Source organism: Moraxella sp. E33BD (assembly GCF_041807865.1).
Classification (GTDB): Bacteria; Pseudomonadota; Gammaproteobacteria; order Pseudomonadales; family Moraxellaceae; genus Moraxella; species Moraxella haemolytica.
Window position 1 is genome coordinate 1 of sequence record NZ_JBGTZD010000002.1, and the last position, 16,376, is coordinate 16,376.

General features: G+C 38.7%; 12 protein-coding genes and 2 tRNA genes. 7 read left to right on the top strand and 7 right to left on the bottom strand.

Features of this window, described 5'->3' with window-relative positions; genetic code table 11:
* Positions 1-149: 149 nt before the first annotated feature.
* From ACERC6_RS01180 to ACERC6_RS01200, 5 genes are all read right to left on the bottom strand, one after another.
* Positions 150-395: a helix-turn-helix transcriptional regulator gene (locus ACERC6_RS01180; protein ID WP_373627431.1), complete on the bottom strand. Its 246-nt coding sequence runs from the start codon at positions 393-395 to the stop codon at positions 150-152.
* Between the two features lie 187 nt (positions 396-582).
* A complete protein-coding gene (locus ACERC6_RS01185) occupies positions 583-1,404 on the bottom strand; it encodes a hypothetical protein (protein WP_373627432.1) in 822 nt (273 codons plus the stop codon).
* 106 nt (positions 1,405-1,510) lie between these two features.
* On the bottom strand, positions 1,511-2,599 hold the full coding sequence (gene fic, locus ACERC6_RS01190; RefSeq protein WP_373627433.1) for a protein adenylyltransferase Fic: 1,089 nt from the start codon (positions 2,597-2,599) through the stop codon (positions 1,511-1,513).
* Positions 2,600-3,462: 863 nt separating this feature from the next.
* Positions 3,463-4,698, bottom strand: a complete 1,236-nt coding sequence (locus ACERC6_RS01195) for a tyrosine-type recombinase/integrase (RefSeq protein WP_373627597.1) — start codon at positions 4,696-4,698, stop codon at positions 3,463-3,465.
* Positions 4,699-4,952: 254 nt separating this feature from the next.
* Positions 4,953-5,029, bottom strand: a tRNA-Arg gene (locus tag ACERC6_RS01200).
* 273 nt (positions 5,030-5,302) lie between these two features.
* On the opposite strand from ACERC6_RS01200, the gene ACERC6_RS01205 reads away from it, so the two are divergent.
* From ACERC6_RS01205 to queF, 4 genes are all read left to right on the top strand, one after another.
* Entirely contained in the window at positions 5,303-5,851 is a 549-nt protein-coding gene (locus ACERC6_RS01205; protein ID WP_373627434.1) for a cytochrome c5 family protein, read from the top strand.
* A gap of 219 nt (positions 5,852-6,070) precedes the next feature.
* A complete protein-coding gene (locus ACERC6_RS01210) occupies positions 6,071-7,048 on the top strand; it encodes an ABC transporter ATP-binding protein (protein ID WP_373627435.1) in 978 nt (325 codons plus the stop codon).
* Positions 7,045-7,815: an ABC transporter permease gene (locus tag ACERC6_RS01215; protein WP_373627436.1), complete on the top strand. Its 771-nt coding sequence runs from the start codon at positions 7,045-7,047 to the stop codon at positions 7,813-7,815. The genes ACERC6_RS01210 and ACERC6_RS01215 overlap by 4 nt, the downstream gene beginning before the upstream one ends.
* Positions 7,816-7,891: 76 nt before the next feature.
* Positions 7,892-8,731 carry an NADPH-dependent 7-cyano-7-deazaguanine reductase QueF gene (gene queF, locus ACERC6_RS01220; RefSeq protein ID WP_284674159.1) on the top strand — a complete coding sequence of 280 codons (840 nt, stop codon included), beginning with the start codon at positions 7,892-7,894 and terminating at the stop codon, positions 8,729-8,731.
* 131 nt (positions 8,732-8,862) lie between these two features.
* Here the strand turns inward: queF and ACERC6_RS01225 are convergent.
* Positions 8,863-8,938, bottom strand: a tRNA-Glu gene (locus tag ACERC6_RS01225).
* Positions 8,939-9,100: 162 nt separating this feature from the next.
* Complete coding sequence (locus tag ACERC6_RS01230) at positions 9,101-9,589, bottom strand: YajQ family cyclic di-GMP-binding protein (RefSeq protein ID WP_373627438.1); 489 nt, start codon at positions 9,587-9,589, stop codon at positions 9,101-9,103.
* 1,167 nt (positions 9,590-10,756) lie between these two features.
* Between ACERC6_RS01230 and ACERC6_RS01235 the strand changes: the two genes are divergently transcribed.
* The 3 genes from ACERC6_RS01235 to ACERC6_RS01245 all read left to right on the top strand — a co-directional run bounded on the left by ACERC6_RS01235 (position 10,757) and on the right by ACERC6_RS01245 (position 16,360).
* Complete coding sequence (locus tag ACERC6_RS01235) at positions 10,757-11,263, top strand: toxin-activating lysine-acyltransferase (protein WP_019520343.1); 507 nt, start codon at positions 10,757-10,759, stop codon at positions 11,261-11,263.
* A gap of 35 nt (positions 11,264-11,298) precedes the next feature.
* Positions 11,299-14,082 (top strand): RTX family hemolysin, encoded by a 2,784-nt coding sequence (locus ACERC6_RS01240; RefSeq protein ID WP_373627439.1) that lies wholly within the window; start codon positions 11,299-11,301, stop codon positions 14,080-14,082.
* A gap of 64 nt (positions 14,083-14,146) precedes the next feature.
* A complete protein-coding gene (locus ACERC6_RS01245) occupies positions 14,147-16,360 on the top strand; it encodes a type I secretion system permease/ATPase (RefSeq protein WP_373627440.1) in 2,214 nt (737 codons plus the stop codon).
* Positions 16,361-16,376 lie beyond the last annotated feature (16 nt).

Here is a 16,376-nt window from a genome sequence, read left to right on the forward strand (position 1 = left end):
CGATAGGCTGGCTATATTCATCGTGTTAATGGCGTACTTGATATGTACTTCCACGCCATCTAGCATGGCTTGTAGCACCTGCATAGCTTGATGGCTTTTTTGATTGTGGGAAATGGGTAGCATGGTTTCGCTCCTATGATGGGTGCTGGTTATTGTTTGGTGCTGGTGGTCTGTGAAATGGCTGGATAGTCATCAACCGTTTCTAGGCGGTTAATCCAATCCAAAATATCGCTGTTACGCCATGCGGTCATTGTGGGGGATAACTTAATGGGTGCTGGAAATTTACCAGTCTTTACCCAGTTATAAATCGTGGATTTGGATAAACCAGTCATCATGCACACGGATTTAATTCTGCTAATGCCTTGTGCTGGGAAAGTGTCGTTTGAATGGGTCATAAAATACGCCTTTTTTGTTGTTGGTTGTTTTTTGCTAGTTCCGTAATACTCCATTGCTTTGTAATACTGTCTAGCGGTGGATAAGGCGTATTGTAAACGGTTGATTTTTAAGAACAATAAAACACCCCCTTGCTACATGAGTAAGGGGGTTATTTGGGGTGATAGGGGGGTCTTACATTTTCTGTGTTCACTCAATTTGGGTGGTTGAGTGTTCTTTACGGTCTTTATCTGCTTGTTTTAATATGCTCTCTATCCATTCATAGTTTTTGTTTTCTTGGTTGTCGTACTGAAAAATATGCCTGACGGTTTCGGCATAGCTTGTAAAACCCTGTTTTGTCATGATGTTTAAGTATTTTTTTCCTAGCCTTGCCCTTTCTTGTCTTTTATGTTCGGTTGCTTTTAGGGCGTGTTGTTTGCCTTGCTCTCGTTGGATTTGCTTATGAATGGCGGTTTTGTCATCATCGGATAAAAGCTCAAATTTTAAGATTGTATCTTGTGGCAGTCCATACAAATACTTAGCACCGCCTAGCACTTCCAAAGATTTATTAGCAAGTGCCATAGCATAAAACGCATTGCCATTTTGATATAAAAAACTGGCAAGGTGTTTTAGGGTAAGGGATAAAGCTATTAGTTCTACTACTTTTTGGCGTATGGCAGGCGTGGGCGGTGTGTGTAGGCTTGATTGCTCAAAGCTGGCAAAAAAATTATCAAGGGCGGTGCTAAATAATGTATTTTTATTAAAATAACTAACTAATTGGGCGTAAGTAAAATTACCACCGCTATTTATTATAACTTCCATGATAACATCAGTGCAAATGCTGATAATATCAGAAATACACTTATCAAATTGCGTTTGATGGTCTGCTGGCAGGGGTGTATCAGCGAAAAAAACAAGTGCAAGACGGTATATATCAATTGTATTTACACCTAAGTTGCTTTCAAACAATGCTTTTGTATCAGCAATTTGGCTCAATTCTTTTAATTTATTTTCCCATTCGGTGTGTTTCATCTCATACCTTATCCATACCTTAACCAAAAAAAGAGTGCAGGCGGGGCGGTCTAAGGTATGAAAAATAACCGCCGTTCGGTTAATTACTCCTAGCCTGCAAAAGGGTTTAAAATTGATTGTCGCTACTTTGTAGTAGTCTCATTAGTGCTGGATTGATAAACAGCTTTTCTTTGCCAGCTTGCATTTCATTCAATACGCCTATTTCACACAATTTGGCTAAGTAAGTGCTGGCGGTTTGGCGTTTGGCAATGCCTTTATCAACCAAATTGTTAATACGACAATATGGCATTTCAAAAATCACATCGACCAATTCACGGCTATAAATCTTGGGGGCGTTGTCTTTGATAAAATTAGCGGTGTTTTGGTGTAGCTCTTTGATTGCCAAAATCTTTTTAGTTGTCCAATCGCTTGTTTCCTTGATGGCAGTTAGCATATACACTAGCCAATCTTGCCAGTTACCATCGGCAGTTACGCCCATCAAGCTATGATAATAACCTGCCTTGTTTTGAATGATATAACGGCTAAGATACAAAATAGGCAAATCAAGCAAGCCTTTATCAATCAAATATAAAATATTGATAATCCGCCCTGTGCGTCCGTTACCGTCAAAAAATGGGTGTATTGCCTCAAATTGATAATGAGCAATCGCCATCTTAACTAATGGGTCTAAATCATCGTCAGCGTGTAAGAAATTTTCCCAGTCCGTCAATAGTGCTTTGATGGCGTTTGGGTCGTCTGGCGGTGTATAAATCACTTTGCCTACGCTGTTTTGTAATACCGTGCCTTTATGGGTGCGTATGCCTAACTGTGAATTTTTGATGGTTTGGCAAATGGTTAAGGCGGTGTTTGCGGTCAGTGGTCGCTCTTTAATCGCTTGTATGCCATCATAAAGGGCGGTGCGGTATCGTAAGGCTTCTTTGGTGGCGTGGTCTGCCACATTGTCATCATGGGCGTATTGAAAAAGTTTATCGGTGGTGGTTACGATATTTTCAATTTCGCTACTTGATTGGGCTTCTAGCAAGGGAATGGCGTTAATCAGCATGGTTTGATTAGGGATTAGCTCGCCTGCTTGTTTTAGGCTGGCAAGACTTGCCCTAGCGGTTACGCATAGCTTTAGCACGGTTTTGGTTTCCACATCGTGCAAAGGTGGTAGGCGTGGTAAGTTGTTGTAGGGGTGGTTTGGGTCAAATATCATCTTTAAAAAATCCAAATTTTTAAACATGATAGCATAGATATGTTTATATCATCAACATAACACACCCATCATCTTTAAAAAAACCCGAAAATTTAAAGATGATAACCCTGCTAAGTTATTCAATCTTAATAGTAAAACACCGCAAAGCCTTATAGATAAAGGGATTGATAGTGTTTGGTGTAGTCGTGGTTGTGCTGGTTTTAAGGGTGTTTGGGGTAAAATTTATAATAACTTAGCACAACTTAGCAAATGGGTGGAAAGTTTTTAACCCTTATGGCGTAAGGCTTACAGGGCTTTTTTTGAATAACTTAGCAAACTTTTGGGGTGTGTTTTTTAATTTATCCTTAAAAAGGTGTGGATATATTGATAATAAAAACAAGCACGCAAGCCCTAGCACCGAACCATGACAAACGCCGATTAGGTTAAAAATGGGTCAGCTTTGGGCAAGGTTGGTTACACGGTTCACGCTCACGCCTATCAGCGGTTCGGTCGGAATGGCTGGAATGGCTGAAAAATGAAAAGTTATATCATAACCTATAAAAAAATTGCAGGCGTGGCAAGCCTATAAAAAATCAACACCGCCAAAGCTGGTAAAAACACCGAACAAGCAAGAACGGCAAAAAATACCAACGGCACATAAAAAAATCAAAGACGGCAAACGGCAAAAGGATAAATATATAAAAAAATATTATTTTTTTATTTTTTATATATCTTTTTGGGTGGTTTTTTTTGTTTGAATTAGCTCGTACTGGCACAAATTTTTGCACTTTTTTGTTATATTATAACATTAAATATATTCTTTAAAATAAATACCCCCTTTTGATTTGTATTTTTAATCATTTTTGGGCGTGCAGGCGTGCTATTTACTGCATGGCTTGGATTTCTAGCGGTTGTGTGTCTGGTGTATGGCTGTCTTTTGCTTTTTTATTCAGTCGCTCTAAAAATAGGGTAAGTTGGTCGGTGCTGGTGTCAGCAGTTAGGCGGTTTTGGTAGGTTTTGAAGTCGCTTTGTCGGACTTCATCAACGATATTTGCCCAATCGTTCATCATTTGAGTGCGTCTGGGTAGCATTTGGGCATCATTGTACGCCCGTTCGGTTTTGTCTCTGCTGATATGGGCTAGTTGTAATTCAATGGCTTTGGGGTTGTACTGCATTTCATAAAGGCTGGTACTTGCCAATCTACGAAAGCCGTGTCCAGTCATTTTGCCTTGATAGCCCATGCGTTTTAATGCGGTTGTAAAGGCGTTTTCACTCATTGTGCCTGTCTTGCTTCGCTGGCTATACAGCACATAATCACTATTAAAGCCAAAAGATTTGATTTGCTGTAGTATCTCTATCACTTGCGGGGCAAGTGGGACGATGTGGGGTAAGTCGTTTTTCATGCGGTGGGCTGGTATTCGCCAAACTTTGGCGTTTAGGTCGATTTCTTGCCATGTCATGCCTAGCAGTTCGCCAGTTTGTACAAAAGTATAAGCCAAAAGATAAAAGCCGTAACGGGTCATGGGTTCAATGTTGGCGGTGTCGATGTCTAGCATGAGTTTGGGTAATTCTTGTATTTTAATTCGTGCGTATTTGGTCTCTTTGTGTGTGATGGTGCGTCTGATATTTCTTGGAATGGGGTTATATAGGTTTGGCGTTAATTGTTTGAGTACAACAAAGCTATAAATGCTGTTGAGTTGTCCAATGATACGCCGTGCGGTGTATGTAGCCCCTTGATTGGTTAGGTTTTCTGTCAGTGTTAAAATGTCGGTCAGATTAACGGCGTGAATGTCCTTTATGCCAAACGCTCTTTTGATGTGATTGTTATAAATGCTTAAATCTCGTTCATAGGTTTTGATACTAACATTATTTTTTTGATGATGTAGCCATTTTTGGGCGAAAAAATCAAAAGAAGTCTGATTGTCTTTTTTGGCTTTTTCAGCCTTGATAATGTCTTTTGGGTTTTTGCCTTGTTCTAGTAATTCTCTGATTTTTAGATTTTCACTTCGTGCATGGCTTAGGCTCATGGCTGGATATTTGCCCAAAGTGATTTCATGTTGCTTGCTCATGTAACGATAAACCGCCATAAATACTTTATTGCCTGTATTTCTTACATACAGCCAAAGCCTGCCAGCGTCAGCATATTTATCTGGTCGGTTCGGTTTGCATTTTCGGACGGTTTAAGTTTTTTAATGGCGGTATCTGTAAGGCTCATGCTGGTATATTTCCTGTATTAAATTTTATACCAGTAAATATACCAGTTTTTTCGTGGATTTAAACGGTTTTATACGGACGGTATAGGACGATAAAACCAATAAAACCCTTTAAAATAAAAGGGTTCAAATACTGATTTGAACCCTATAGGAATATTATGTGGTGCACCTAGCGGGAATCGAACCCACGACCTTCAGCTTCGGAGGCTGACACTCTATCCAACTGAGCTATAGGTGCTAAGACTTAAAAAGAATATCGGTGCCTATTGGGCATGGCGAATTTTAGCAAGTTTTTATAAAAAATGCCACCCATTCCCACAAAAAGCGAGAAATTTTTAAAAATATTACTAATTTTTTGCTGATTTATTGAGATATTACATAAAAAGCATGGCATTTTACCTTCCTTTTCCCTTATAATAGCAGGGAGAATTTTTAATCATTTGGGCGTGTGCTAGCAAATCGCTGAATCAGCCCAAGACACCCAGAGTTTTTTGCTCAAGGCTAAGATGAGATGATGACAATGAAAAAAATTGTAATGTTATCTGCCGCCGCTACGCTGGCGATTTTCACAATGGCAAGTCAAGCTCAAGAAGCTACTCAGCCTACAACCACAAAAGAAGTTGCTAAAACTCAAGAAGTGGCAGCATCTGACAACCCTCAAAAATCAGCAGAGTCTATCCCTGAGGATAGCGAGCAGGTCAAAAAACTGATTGCGTTATACCCAAAACTCATCTCACGCATTGCCCCTTATGGCAAAGTATGTTTTGATGGCGAAGAGTGTGACATTAACATCACCGTACTTGCTCCTGCTGTAGAAGGTGAGGCACGCCCTGGCGATATGCTGTATAAAGCAATCTGTGCAACTTGCCATGATGCAGGTTTGTTGGGTGCACCAAAGACTGGTACTTCTGATTGGGCGTCTCGCATTGCTAAAGGCACGGCGACTTTATATGACCACGCCATCAATGGCTTTAACGCCATGCCTGCTCGTGGCGGTGCTGACATCTCTGATGATGAAGTAAAAAATGCTGTAGATTACATCATCAGTCAGTCTAAATAACCTGTTGTTATGACCAAATGGCTTAGGTGGGCAGACTCACTTAGGCTATTTGGTTTTTTTATTATTGCTAAATTGTCAAGACGATGTGGCGAACTAGTGGTAAAATTTAGCAAGGTGGCGTCATTCATCAAAGTTTTAAACCGATTGATGAGTGATTGGTTTGTCATTTCAACTTTCGTCTCCATATACATCACTTACTCTTAATGAAACGATATTTACATGACCAGTCCTGCTTTAAAGATTACCAACCTAAAAAAAACTTATCCCAATGGCTTTACCGCTCTAAAGGGCGTGGATTTGACCGTACCACAGGGCGAATTTTTTGCCTTGCTTGGGGCGAATGGGGCGGGCAAATCCACCATGATTGGGATCATCAGTTCGCTTTTTCCACCTACTGATGGCAAAGTGGAAATCTTTGGTATAGATTTACATAAACAGCCAAGCCTTGCCAAGTCCCAATTGGGTGTTGTTCCTCAAGAATTTAATTTTAATCAATTTGAACAATGCCTTGATATACTCATTACTCAAGCAGGTTACTATGGCATCAAAGAATCAGAGGCGTTGCCACGAGCTGAGTTTTTGCTCAAAGAGCTGGGGCTTTGGGATAAACGCCATACCAAATCACGCTCACTCTCTGGAGGCATGAAACGCCGTCTGATGATTGCTCGTGCCTTAATCCATCGACCCAAGCTCTTGATATTAGATGAGCCAACTGCAGGCGTGGACATTGAGCTTCGCCGTTCCATGTGGGATTTTATGGTGCGTATCAATAAGGAGGAGGGTGTCAGCATTATCCTAACAACGCATTATTTAGAAGAAGCTGAGCAGTTGTGCAGATATATCACCATCTTAAATCATGGCGAGATTCTGATTAATACCGAGATGAAATCACTACTTACGCAGTTATCTTTAGAAACTTTTGTGTTTGATTTAAAAGATGAGCAGGCTACTTTGCCACAAATTAGCACTGCCCACCGTGTGCATCTGGCGGATAAAAAAACCTTAGAGATTACTTTGGATAAATCACAAAGTCTAAATGCGGTATTTATTGAATTAAATAACCTAAACATAGAAGTGCTAAGTATGAGAAATAAAGCCAACCGTTTAGAAGAATTATTTATGGGTGTGGTGGATAGTCATTTTCATCAGAATGGCGTGAACGAAGAGAACCGACTAAATGACAGAGAAGAATCATGAATACCCAATTTATTGCTTTTTATACCCTATTATGTAAAGAAATAAAACGCATTTTACGCATTTGGCCACAAACTTTATTACCCCCTGTCATTACCATGACGCTGTATTTTGTGATATTTGGGCAGATGATAGGCAGTAGAGTGGGGGAGATGGGCGGTGTTAGCTATATGCAGTTCATCGTACCAGGTCTGATTATGATGGCGGTGATTACCAATAGCTACTCGAATGTTGTCTCATCATTTTTTAGTACCAAATTTCATGGCAGTATTGATGAGCTTTTGGTATCGCCCATATCTAAGCACGCCATATTATTAGGTTATGTTTGTGGTGGCGTGTTTCGTGGGCTTGCCATCGCTTTGATTGTGAGTATTGTGGCATTATTCTTTACCAAATTGCCAATCGCTCATGTGCCAATCATGCTAATCACGGTTATTGGTACATCGGCATTATTTTCGTTGGGTGGATTGATTAATGCGGTATTTGCTCGCTCATTTGATGATATTTCTATCGTGCCAAGTTTTATTTTAACACCCCTAACATATTTGGGTGGGGTGTTTTATTCTTTAGAAAACTTATCGCCATTTTGGCAAAACTTATCGCTACTAAACCCCATCGTGTATATGGTAAATGCCTTTCGTTATGGTATTTTGGAGCATTCTGATGTCAATGTTGGTTATGCTTTACTGGCGATTTTGTTATTTTGTGTGATATTTTATGGTGTGGCGTATCAACTATTAAAAGATGGCAGACGCATCAGAATATCTTAATTTATAAATAAGACTTGATGGGGTGGGACTGACCACCTAAATTGATGGTATTAACTGATTTGTAAAAGGTAAAAAAATGAGTATTCATGGTGTATTGGGTGAAACCACAAGCTATCCTAAAACCTATGACCCTAGTATTTTATATCCCATTTCACGACAACTTGGGCGAAATGAGATCATCAAAGATGTGGGTTTTGACAAGGTCTATCACGGCGTGGATATGTGGCAAGCCTTTGAATTATCATGGCTAAGCCCTATTGGTGTATCACAAGTGGCGATGGCTCGATTGTTCATTCCTGCTGATTCGCCAAATATCGTAGAATCCAAATCCTTAAAATTATATCTAAATAGCCTAAATTTTACCAAATTTAGCACTGCTGACGAATTAAAAGCCACCCTGCAAAAAGACTTATCGGTCTGTGTGGGGGCTGATGTTGCTGTGGAAATCATCGGTTTAGATGGCAGTGAGTTAAACATTGCCAAGCCAATGGGGGTTTGTATTGATGGTGCGTTAGATGATGTGAATGAAGAACTGGTTTTAACTGATGATATTGACAGCAGTTTTTTAAAAAATACCAAGCGGGGCAAATTAACAACCCATCAATTCTATAGCAATCTGTTACGCTCGAACTGCCCTGTTACCAACCAACCTGACTGGGGGGTGGTGCAGATTGAGATGACCAGCGACCATCAAGTGGATTTTGGCAATGTTTTAAAGTATATTTTGTCATTTAGACAGCATAATGGTTTTCATGAACAGTGTGTGGAGCGAATCTTTGCTGATATGATGACATATTTTCAGCCAACATCGCTAAGAGTGCTTGCCAACTATACCCGCCGTGGAGGTATTGATATTAATCCTGTAAGGGTATTTAACAGTGAGGTGGGGCAGATTGGTCGAGTGGTGCGTCAATAATGCTAATCGCCTAAATATCAATAAGAAACCGCCTGCTCTTGTGAGAGTTGGCGGTTTCTATATGGATGATAAAAATAAACTTGTTAATAAAAAAACAGCCCTTAAAATATTAAGGGCTGTTTTTAGAATATTGGCACTCCATAGGGGATTCGAACCCCTGTTACCGCCGTGAAAGGGCGGTGTCCTAGGCCTCTAGACGAATGGAGCACAGGACTGTAAAGTTAATCAATGAATAATTACTTTACCAACTTTTGAACGCTTTCACCGTATCTCTCAAAAGTGGGGCTATTATATCAAGTTATTTTTATTCGTCAAGAATTTATTTTAAAAAATATTAAAATAGTTTATAACTTTTTGATTTATATATATTTAATCTTTGAAATTGTTGAATTGTAATGGCACGCCAAAAGATTTTTCTTTCAATAACGCCATTGTTGCTTGCAAATTGTCTCTTTTTTTATCGGAAACACGCACTTTGTCGCCTTGAATGCTGGCTGAGACCTTTAAATCGCTCTCTTTGATGGCTTTGCTGATTTTTTTGGCGGTATCGCTGTCTAGCCCATCTTTTAGGTTGATGACTTGCTTGGTGTGTTTGCCTGACTGACTCTTTTCTTGGGGGTCTAGGGTTTGTAGGTCCACGCCTCGCTTGATGAGCTGTTTTTCAAAGATGGCGTATACATTATCAGCCTGTAGTTCGTTATCAGTAGTGATGGTAACGGTTTTGGCTTTGTCATTCATCTCAACTGTGATATTACTGCCTTTAAAATCAAAGCGAGTGGCGATTTCTTTTTCGGTATTGCCGATGGCGTTACGCACTTCTTGGGCATTAAGTTCAGAAACGATGTCAAATGATGGCATAATATTTCCTCTTTGATGGGTGTTATGACAAGTTTTAGCAATCTGTTTTTTGAATGCTTGAAGGCTGGTAGAGATACTAAACCCTGTTCAAATATTGTAATCATATATTAAGGTTATGTTATCACACAATGCCATCAAAAGCGATGATTTTGTGATGAAAGGGGGTGTCTAAAAATGTGCACGAACTTTTGTTATTGGTTAGAGCTCTTTTTGGATTCTGCCCAATCTGAAAAATACGCTTTTTGGTTTGACTTCTTCGGAGTCCTATGTTGATTAACCTGCTTAATTCTATGTGAAAATTTGTAGTATGATTATACTGAGTTGGTTGATTTTTTATTATTGCTATATTATAATAACCAAAAGATTAAATAATTTTAAATTTTATTGTTTTGCTGTATAAATAATTCCATTAAATACTTTTTTAACTCAATTAAAAATTATAAATCTTAAAAATTAGATTTACTTTTAAATTGCTCTCTACGATTGCGGCAAGACAATTTTTAAAAGCGTTTAATTTAACCAGTAAATGCTCATTAAAATATGTTTGACAGATAATTTATGATTGGCTTTTTTATCTGCCTTATTGAGTAGACTGATGTTTTTCTTTAGTAACTGGCTTTTGGCATTGTATTCTTGAATGTCTTGATAGTCAGAATGCACTCAAATGTGACCATTTGAATCTTTATGGTTTGATGACTCTTTTCGCCTTACTATTTTAAGCTGTCTAAAGGATGTTTTGGTTGCATCAATTAGCACGGTGTCAATATTAGTGTCTGTCCATAATGACTTTTGATGAGTTGTGCAAAATCTTTTATGCTTATTCGGTATGCTTTCTATCTATATGATGGTTTTGTATGTCGCACTTTCGTTAATCCCAAAGTCCTAGCTTGGATGAATGAACCTTGGTTTTTTGGCGGTAGTTTAAGGCTGTTATAAGTTTTTTTGGGATTATTTTTGCTTTCCATCGCTTGGTATAGACTCCTTGGCGTGGGTAAACATATGCTGATAGGTTGCTCGTTCTGTACCAAAGTAATGTTAAATGATATTTTGAATTAAATTGGTATTATGATTCTTTGGTTTAGGGGGTATCAAATTGTGTTGAGCTGAAGTTAATGTATAAATCTATTTGAGTTACTTAATTAAAAAAACTTAGAGAGTTGAATACTCATGAATGATAATTTTACAGAACTTGGAGCGATTACTTGGCTGTGGGCTAATTCTAATTTGCATAAGAATTGGACGCTTTCTCTCTTAACAACAAATGTTATTCCAGCAATTGAAACGAAGCAGTATGTACTGCTAAGAAGAGATAATATGCCTGTAGCATATTGTAGTTGGGCTAAGCTTAGTTTGGAAAATGAGGTTAAATATATTAACGATGTTACCTCTCTTAAGTTGGAAGATTGGCAGTCGGGTAACCGAAACTGGTTTATTGATTGGATTACCCCATTTGGCGATAGTCTGAGACTGACAAAACACATGAGAGAGTTGTTTGCAGATGAATTGTTTAGAGCTATCCGTGTGGAAGAAAATTCGTCGCATGGTAAGATAACTGAATTCCATGGAAAATCTGTTGATCCAAAGTTGGCCTCAAAAATGTTTGCGCAATACCACGAAGATCTGATGAGCAAACTATCAACTCAGAATAATTTTATTATATCTAAAGATAATTAATTCAAACCTTTTTAAAACAATTAGGGTAAATAGCCATGTCTAAAATAAATGTAATTAAAACTAATATTCAAGCCGGTTTAAGCTCCACTAAGTCTGGACTAAAAAGTCTTTATTTGGCCATTCCTAAGGACTATGATCTACAAAAGGAAGGGAGCTTAAATAACTTCATCAAAGCTGCCGATGAGTTAGGAATTGCTCGTTTGGCAGAAGAGCCTAATCACACTGAAACAGCAAAAAAATCTATTGATACGGCAAATCAGCTACTCTCTCTTACACAAACCGGTGTTGCTATCTCTGCAACAAAACTAGATGAACTCTTAAAAAAACATTCTGCCAATAAGTTGGCACAAGGGCTGAAAAGTGCAGAGAATATTGATCATCAATTAGGAGATGCAAGTAGTGTGTTGGCAACCCTCAGTTCTTTCTTGGGTACTGCTTTAGCAGGCATGGAACTTGATTCTTTGATCAAGCAAGGCGATGCTGCACCTACTGATTTAGCGAAAGCCAGTATTGAATTGATCAATGAAGTGGTTGGCAACCTATCTAGTAGCGTTCAAACAGTTGAGGTATTTTCTGCACAGCTGGCAAAGCTAGGCTCCACTATATCGCAGGCTAAGGGTTTCTCTGGCTTAGGAAATAAGTTGCAAAACTTAAATTTCTCTAAAACCAGTGTTGGTTTGGAAGTGATTACTGGTTTGTTATCAGGTATTTCTTCAGGTTTTGTTTTGGCGGATAAAGATGCATCAACTGGTAAAAAAGTGGCTGCAGGTTTTGAGTTAAGCAATCAAGTTGTTGGTAATGTAACAAAAGCAATTTCTTCATATGTTTTAGCACAACGCGTTGCTGCTGGTCTATCAACTACCGGCGCAGTTGCTGCTTTAATCACCTCATCAATTATGTTGGCAATTAGTCCTTTGGCATTTGTGAATGCGGCGGATAAATTTAACCATGCCAATGCTCTTGATGAATTTGCAAAACAATTCCAAAAATTCGGCTATGATGGAGACCATCTATTGGCTGAATATCAGCGTGGTGCAGGCACTATTGAAGCTTCGTTAACTACAATTAATACGGCATTAGGTGCAGTTTCTGCGGGTGTTTCTGCCGCTGCTGTAGGATCTGCTGTTGGTGCACCTATTGCCCTATTGGTCGCTGGAGTAACGGGATTAATCTCTGGTATTCTAGAGGCATCTAAGCAAGCAATGTTTGAAAGTGTTGCGAATCGTTTGCAAGGTAGAATTCTAGAGTGGGAAAAGCAAAATGGTGGTCAGAACTATTTTGATAAAGGTTATGACTCTCGTTATGCTGCTTATTTGGCTAATAACTTACAATTTTTGTCTGAGCTAAATAAAGAGTTGGAAGCTGAGCGTGTTATTGCTATTACACAACAACGCTGGGATAATAATATCGGTGAGTTGGCAGGTATTACCAAGTTGGGAGAGAAAGTTGAGAGCGGAAAAGCTTATGTAGATGCTTTTGAAGATGGTAAAAAAGTGGAGGCCGGTGTTAATATTACATTAGATGCCAAGACTGGAATTGTAGACATCAGTAATTCAGATGGCAAGAAAACTCAAGCATTACACTTTACTTCACCATTATTAAGTGCAGGTAAAGAATCTCGCGAACGCATAAGTAATGGTAAATATTCTTATATCAATAAATTGAAATTTGAGCGTGTTAAAAATTGGCAGATCACTGATGGTGAGGCAAGCTCTAAATTAGACTTCTCTAAAGTTATTCAGCGTATTAATGAGCAGGAAACTGTAGAGGAAATTGAGCTGATTGTAAATGCTGGTGCTGGTAACGATGATATCTTTGCTGGGCAAGGTAAAATGAATGTGGACGGTGGAGCCGGACACGATCGTGTTTTATATAGCAAAGATGGTGGCTTGGGTAATATTATCGTAGACGGCACACATGCAACTGAAATGGGCAGCTATATCGTTAATCGTACAGTGGCTAAAGGTGATATTTATCATGAAGTTGTGAAACGCCAAGATACTGCGGTAGGTAAACGCACAGAGACTCTTGAGTATCGTGATTATGAATTGAGACAAGTTGGATATGGGTATAAGTCTACTGATCAATTAAAATCCGTAGAAGAAATAATTGGCTCTCAATTTAATGATAACTTCAACGGCTCCAAATTCACTGATATCTTCCACGGTGGAGATGGAAATGATCTACTTGATGGTGGTGCTGGCGATGACCGTTTATTTGGTGGCAAAGGTGCAGATCAACTTTTAGGTGATGATGGAAATGATCTACTTGATGGTGGTGCTGGCGATGATGTATTAAATGGCGGTAATGGCGATGATGTATACATTGTTCGAAAAGGGGATGGGAATGATACGCTGTACGATGCTAAAGGTAATGATAAATTGGCATTCGCAGATGCTAATTTATCAGAGTTAACTATTGAGCGTACTAAAGAAGGTATATTGATTAAGCGAAATGATAATTCGGGTAGTATTAATATATCAAATTGGTACATTACATCCAAATTGGTGAATTACTACGGTCATAAAACTGATAATAAAATTGAGCACCTTATTGGCAAAGATGGTACTTATATTACCTCTGAGCAAATTGATAGCCTTTTGGAAAACAAACAAGTTGGTGAGAAAATCACATCTCAACAATTGCAAGAGCTTGCAAACAAAAATAAGAGTCAAGAGATATCTGTATCGGACATTGCAAGCAGTTTAAATAAGCTAATTGGCTCAATGGCGTTATTTGGTACAGAGAATCCTGTGAGCTCCAATACCCTGCAACCAACTACACAACCGGTTCATGGTATTTTAGCTCCAAGTGTTTAGTGATTTAATTTACTAGACGATATCACCACCCATATCATTGGTTATAGATTATGAAACTAGTGATATGGGTGGTGATACTTCTTTAATTAGACTTAATGTACAAACCCTTAATAGTAATTTAGTTATGATAGATTATGCTCAACAACCTGCTCTATCTGCTCTGGTTATCCTTGCCAAATACTATGGTATTTCTGCAAGTCCAGCAGACATTATGCATCAGTTTTCTGATAATGCAAAAGGAGACCTGAATGAAATTGAATGGATGTTGGCAGCAAAGAAATTGGAATTAAAGGTAAAGATTATAAAACAGCCTTTAGCTCGATTGTCAATGATAACACTTCCTGCTTTGGTGTGGTGTGATAATAAGCCCGATTTAGATCAAAATTTAAACTCTCATTTTATACTAACTAAAATTGATGGGGTGGGATCTGCTGCAAAATATCTCATCTATGATTTGATCGAAAATCGTCCTATGATATTAGATGCAAGTGAGTTTTCTGAAAGATATTCTGGTAAGTTAATGCTAGTAACTTCCCGTGCGTCAATATTGGGTTCATTGGCTAAATTTGATTTTACTTGGTTTATTCCTGCGGTAATCAAATATCGTTATATTTTTTTTGAAGTTATTATTATTTCGGTGGTGCTACAGATTTTTGCTCTGATTACGCCATTGTTTTTTCAGGTTGTGATGGATAAGGTATTGGTGCATCGTGGTTTTTCTACTCTGGATGTGGTAGCGATTGCCTTATTGGTAGTAAGTTTATTTGAAGTCATTTTAAGTGGTCTACGCACTTATATTTTTGCTCATACAACCTCTCGAATTGATGTAGAGCTAGGAGCACGATTATTTCGTCATCTACTCGCTTTACCACTTGCTTATTTTGAAAGCAGAAGGGTGGGTGATACGGTTGCACGCATACGGGAGCTGGAACATATTCGCAATTTCTTAACTGGTCAAGCTCTTACTTCAGTTTTAGATTTGGTGTTTTCTTTTATATTCTTGTTTGTAATGTGGTATTACAGCCCTACTTTAACACTGGTAGTTTTGGCATCATTACCAATATATGCGTTTTGGTCTGCCTTTATTAGCCCAATTTTACGCACTCGACTAAATGATCAATTTGCACGCAATGCAGATAATCAATCTTTTTTAGTGGAAAGTATTACTGCGGTTGGTACGGTAAAAGCAATGGCGGTTGAACCTCAAATGACCCGTCGCTGGGATAATCAATTAGCAGCTTATGTGGTTTCTAGTTTTCGGGTAGCTAAGTTGGCAATGGTTGGGCAGCAAGGAGTACAACTCATTCAAAAGATGGTTGTTGTGGCAACTCTATGGATTGGTGCAAAATTGGTAATTGAAGGCAAGCTATCGGTAGGTCAATTAATAGCATTTAATATGCTGGCAGGTCAGGTGGCCGCTCCTGTTATTCGCCTGGCACAGCTATGGCAAGATTTTCAGCAAGTAGGTATTTCAGTGGCGAGATTGGGTGATATTTTAAATACTCCAACTGAGCATTCTACATCTCGCTTAACTTTGCCTGATATTAAGGGTGATATTACATTTGAAAATGTTGATTTTCGCTACAAAATAGATGGGCATTTAATATTACAGAATTTAAATTTACAGATTAACGCTGGAGAGATACTAGGTATCGTAGGACGCTCTGGTTCAGGTAAATCAACATTGACAAAATTAGTACAGCGTTTATATGTACCAGAAAATGGGCGAATATTAGTTGATGGAAACGATTTGGCATTAGCTGATCCCGCTTGGCTGCGTCGCCAGGTGGGTGTTGTTTTGCAGGAAAATGTGTTACTCAATCGTAGTATTCGAGATAACATTGCCCTAACTGATACGGGCATGTCATTAGAGTTTATTATCCAGGCTGCCAAGATGTCTGGGGCACATGACTTTATTATGGAATTGCCTGAGGGTTATGATACGATTGTTGGAGAGCAAGGTGCAGGCTTGTCAGGTGGACAACGCCAGCGTATTGCTATTGCGCGTGCTTTAATTACAAATCCGCGTATTTTGATTTTTGATGAAGCTACTAGTGCATTAGACTATGAGTCGGAAAGAGCCATCATGCAAAATATGCAGGCAATTTGTCAAGATAGAACAGTCTTAATTATTGCACATCGCCTATCTACTGTAAAAATGGCACATCGCATTATTGCGATGGACAAAGGGAAGATTGTGGAGCAGGGTACACATCAAGAATTGTTGCAAAAAGAAGATGGTTACTATCGTTATTTATATGATTTGCAGAATGGATAAGTTTGTTCTATTAATG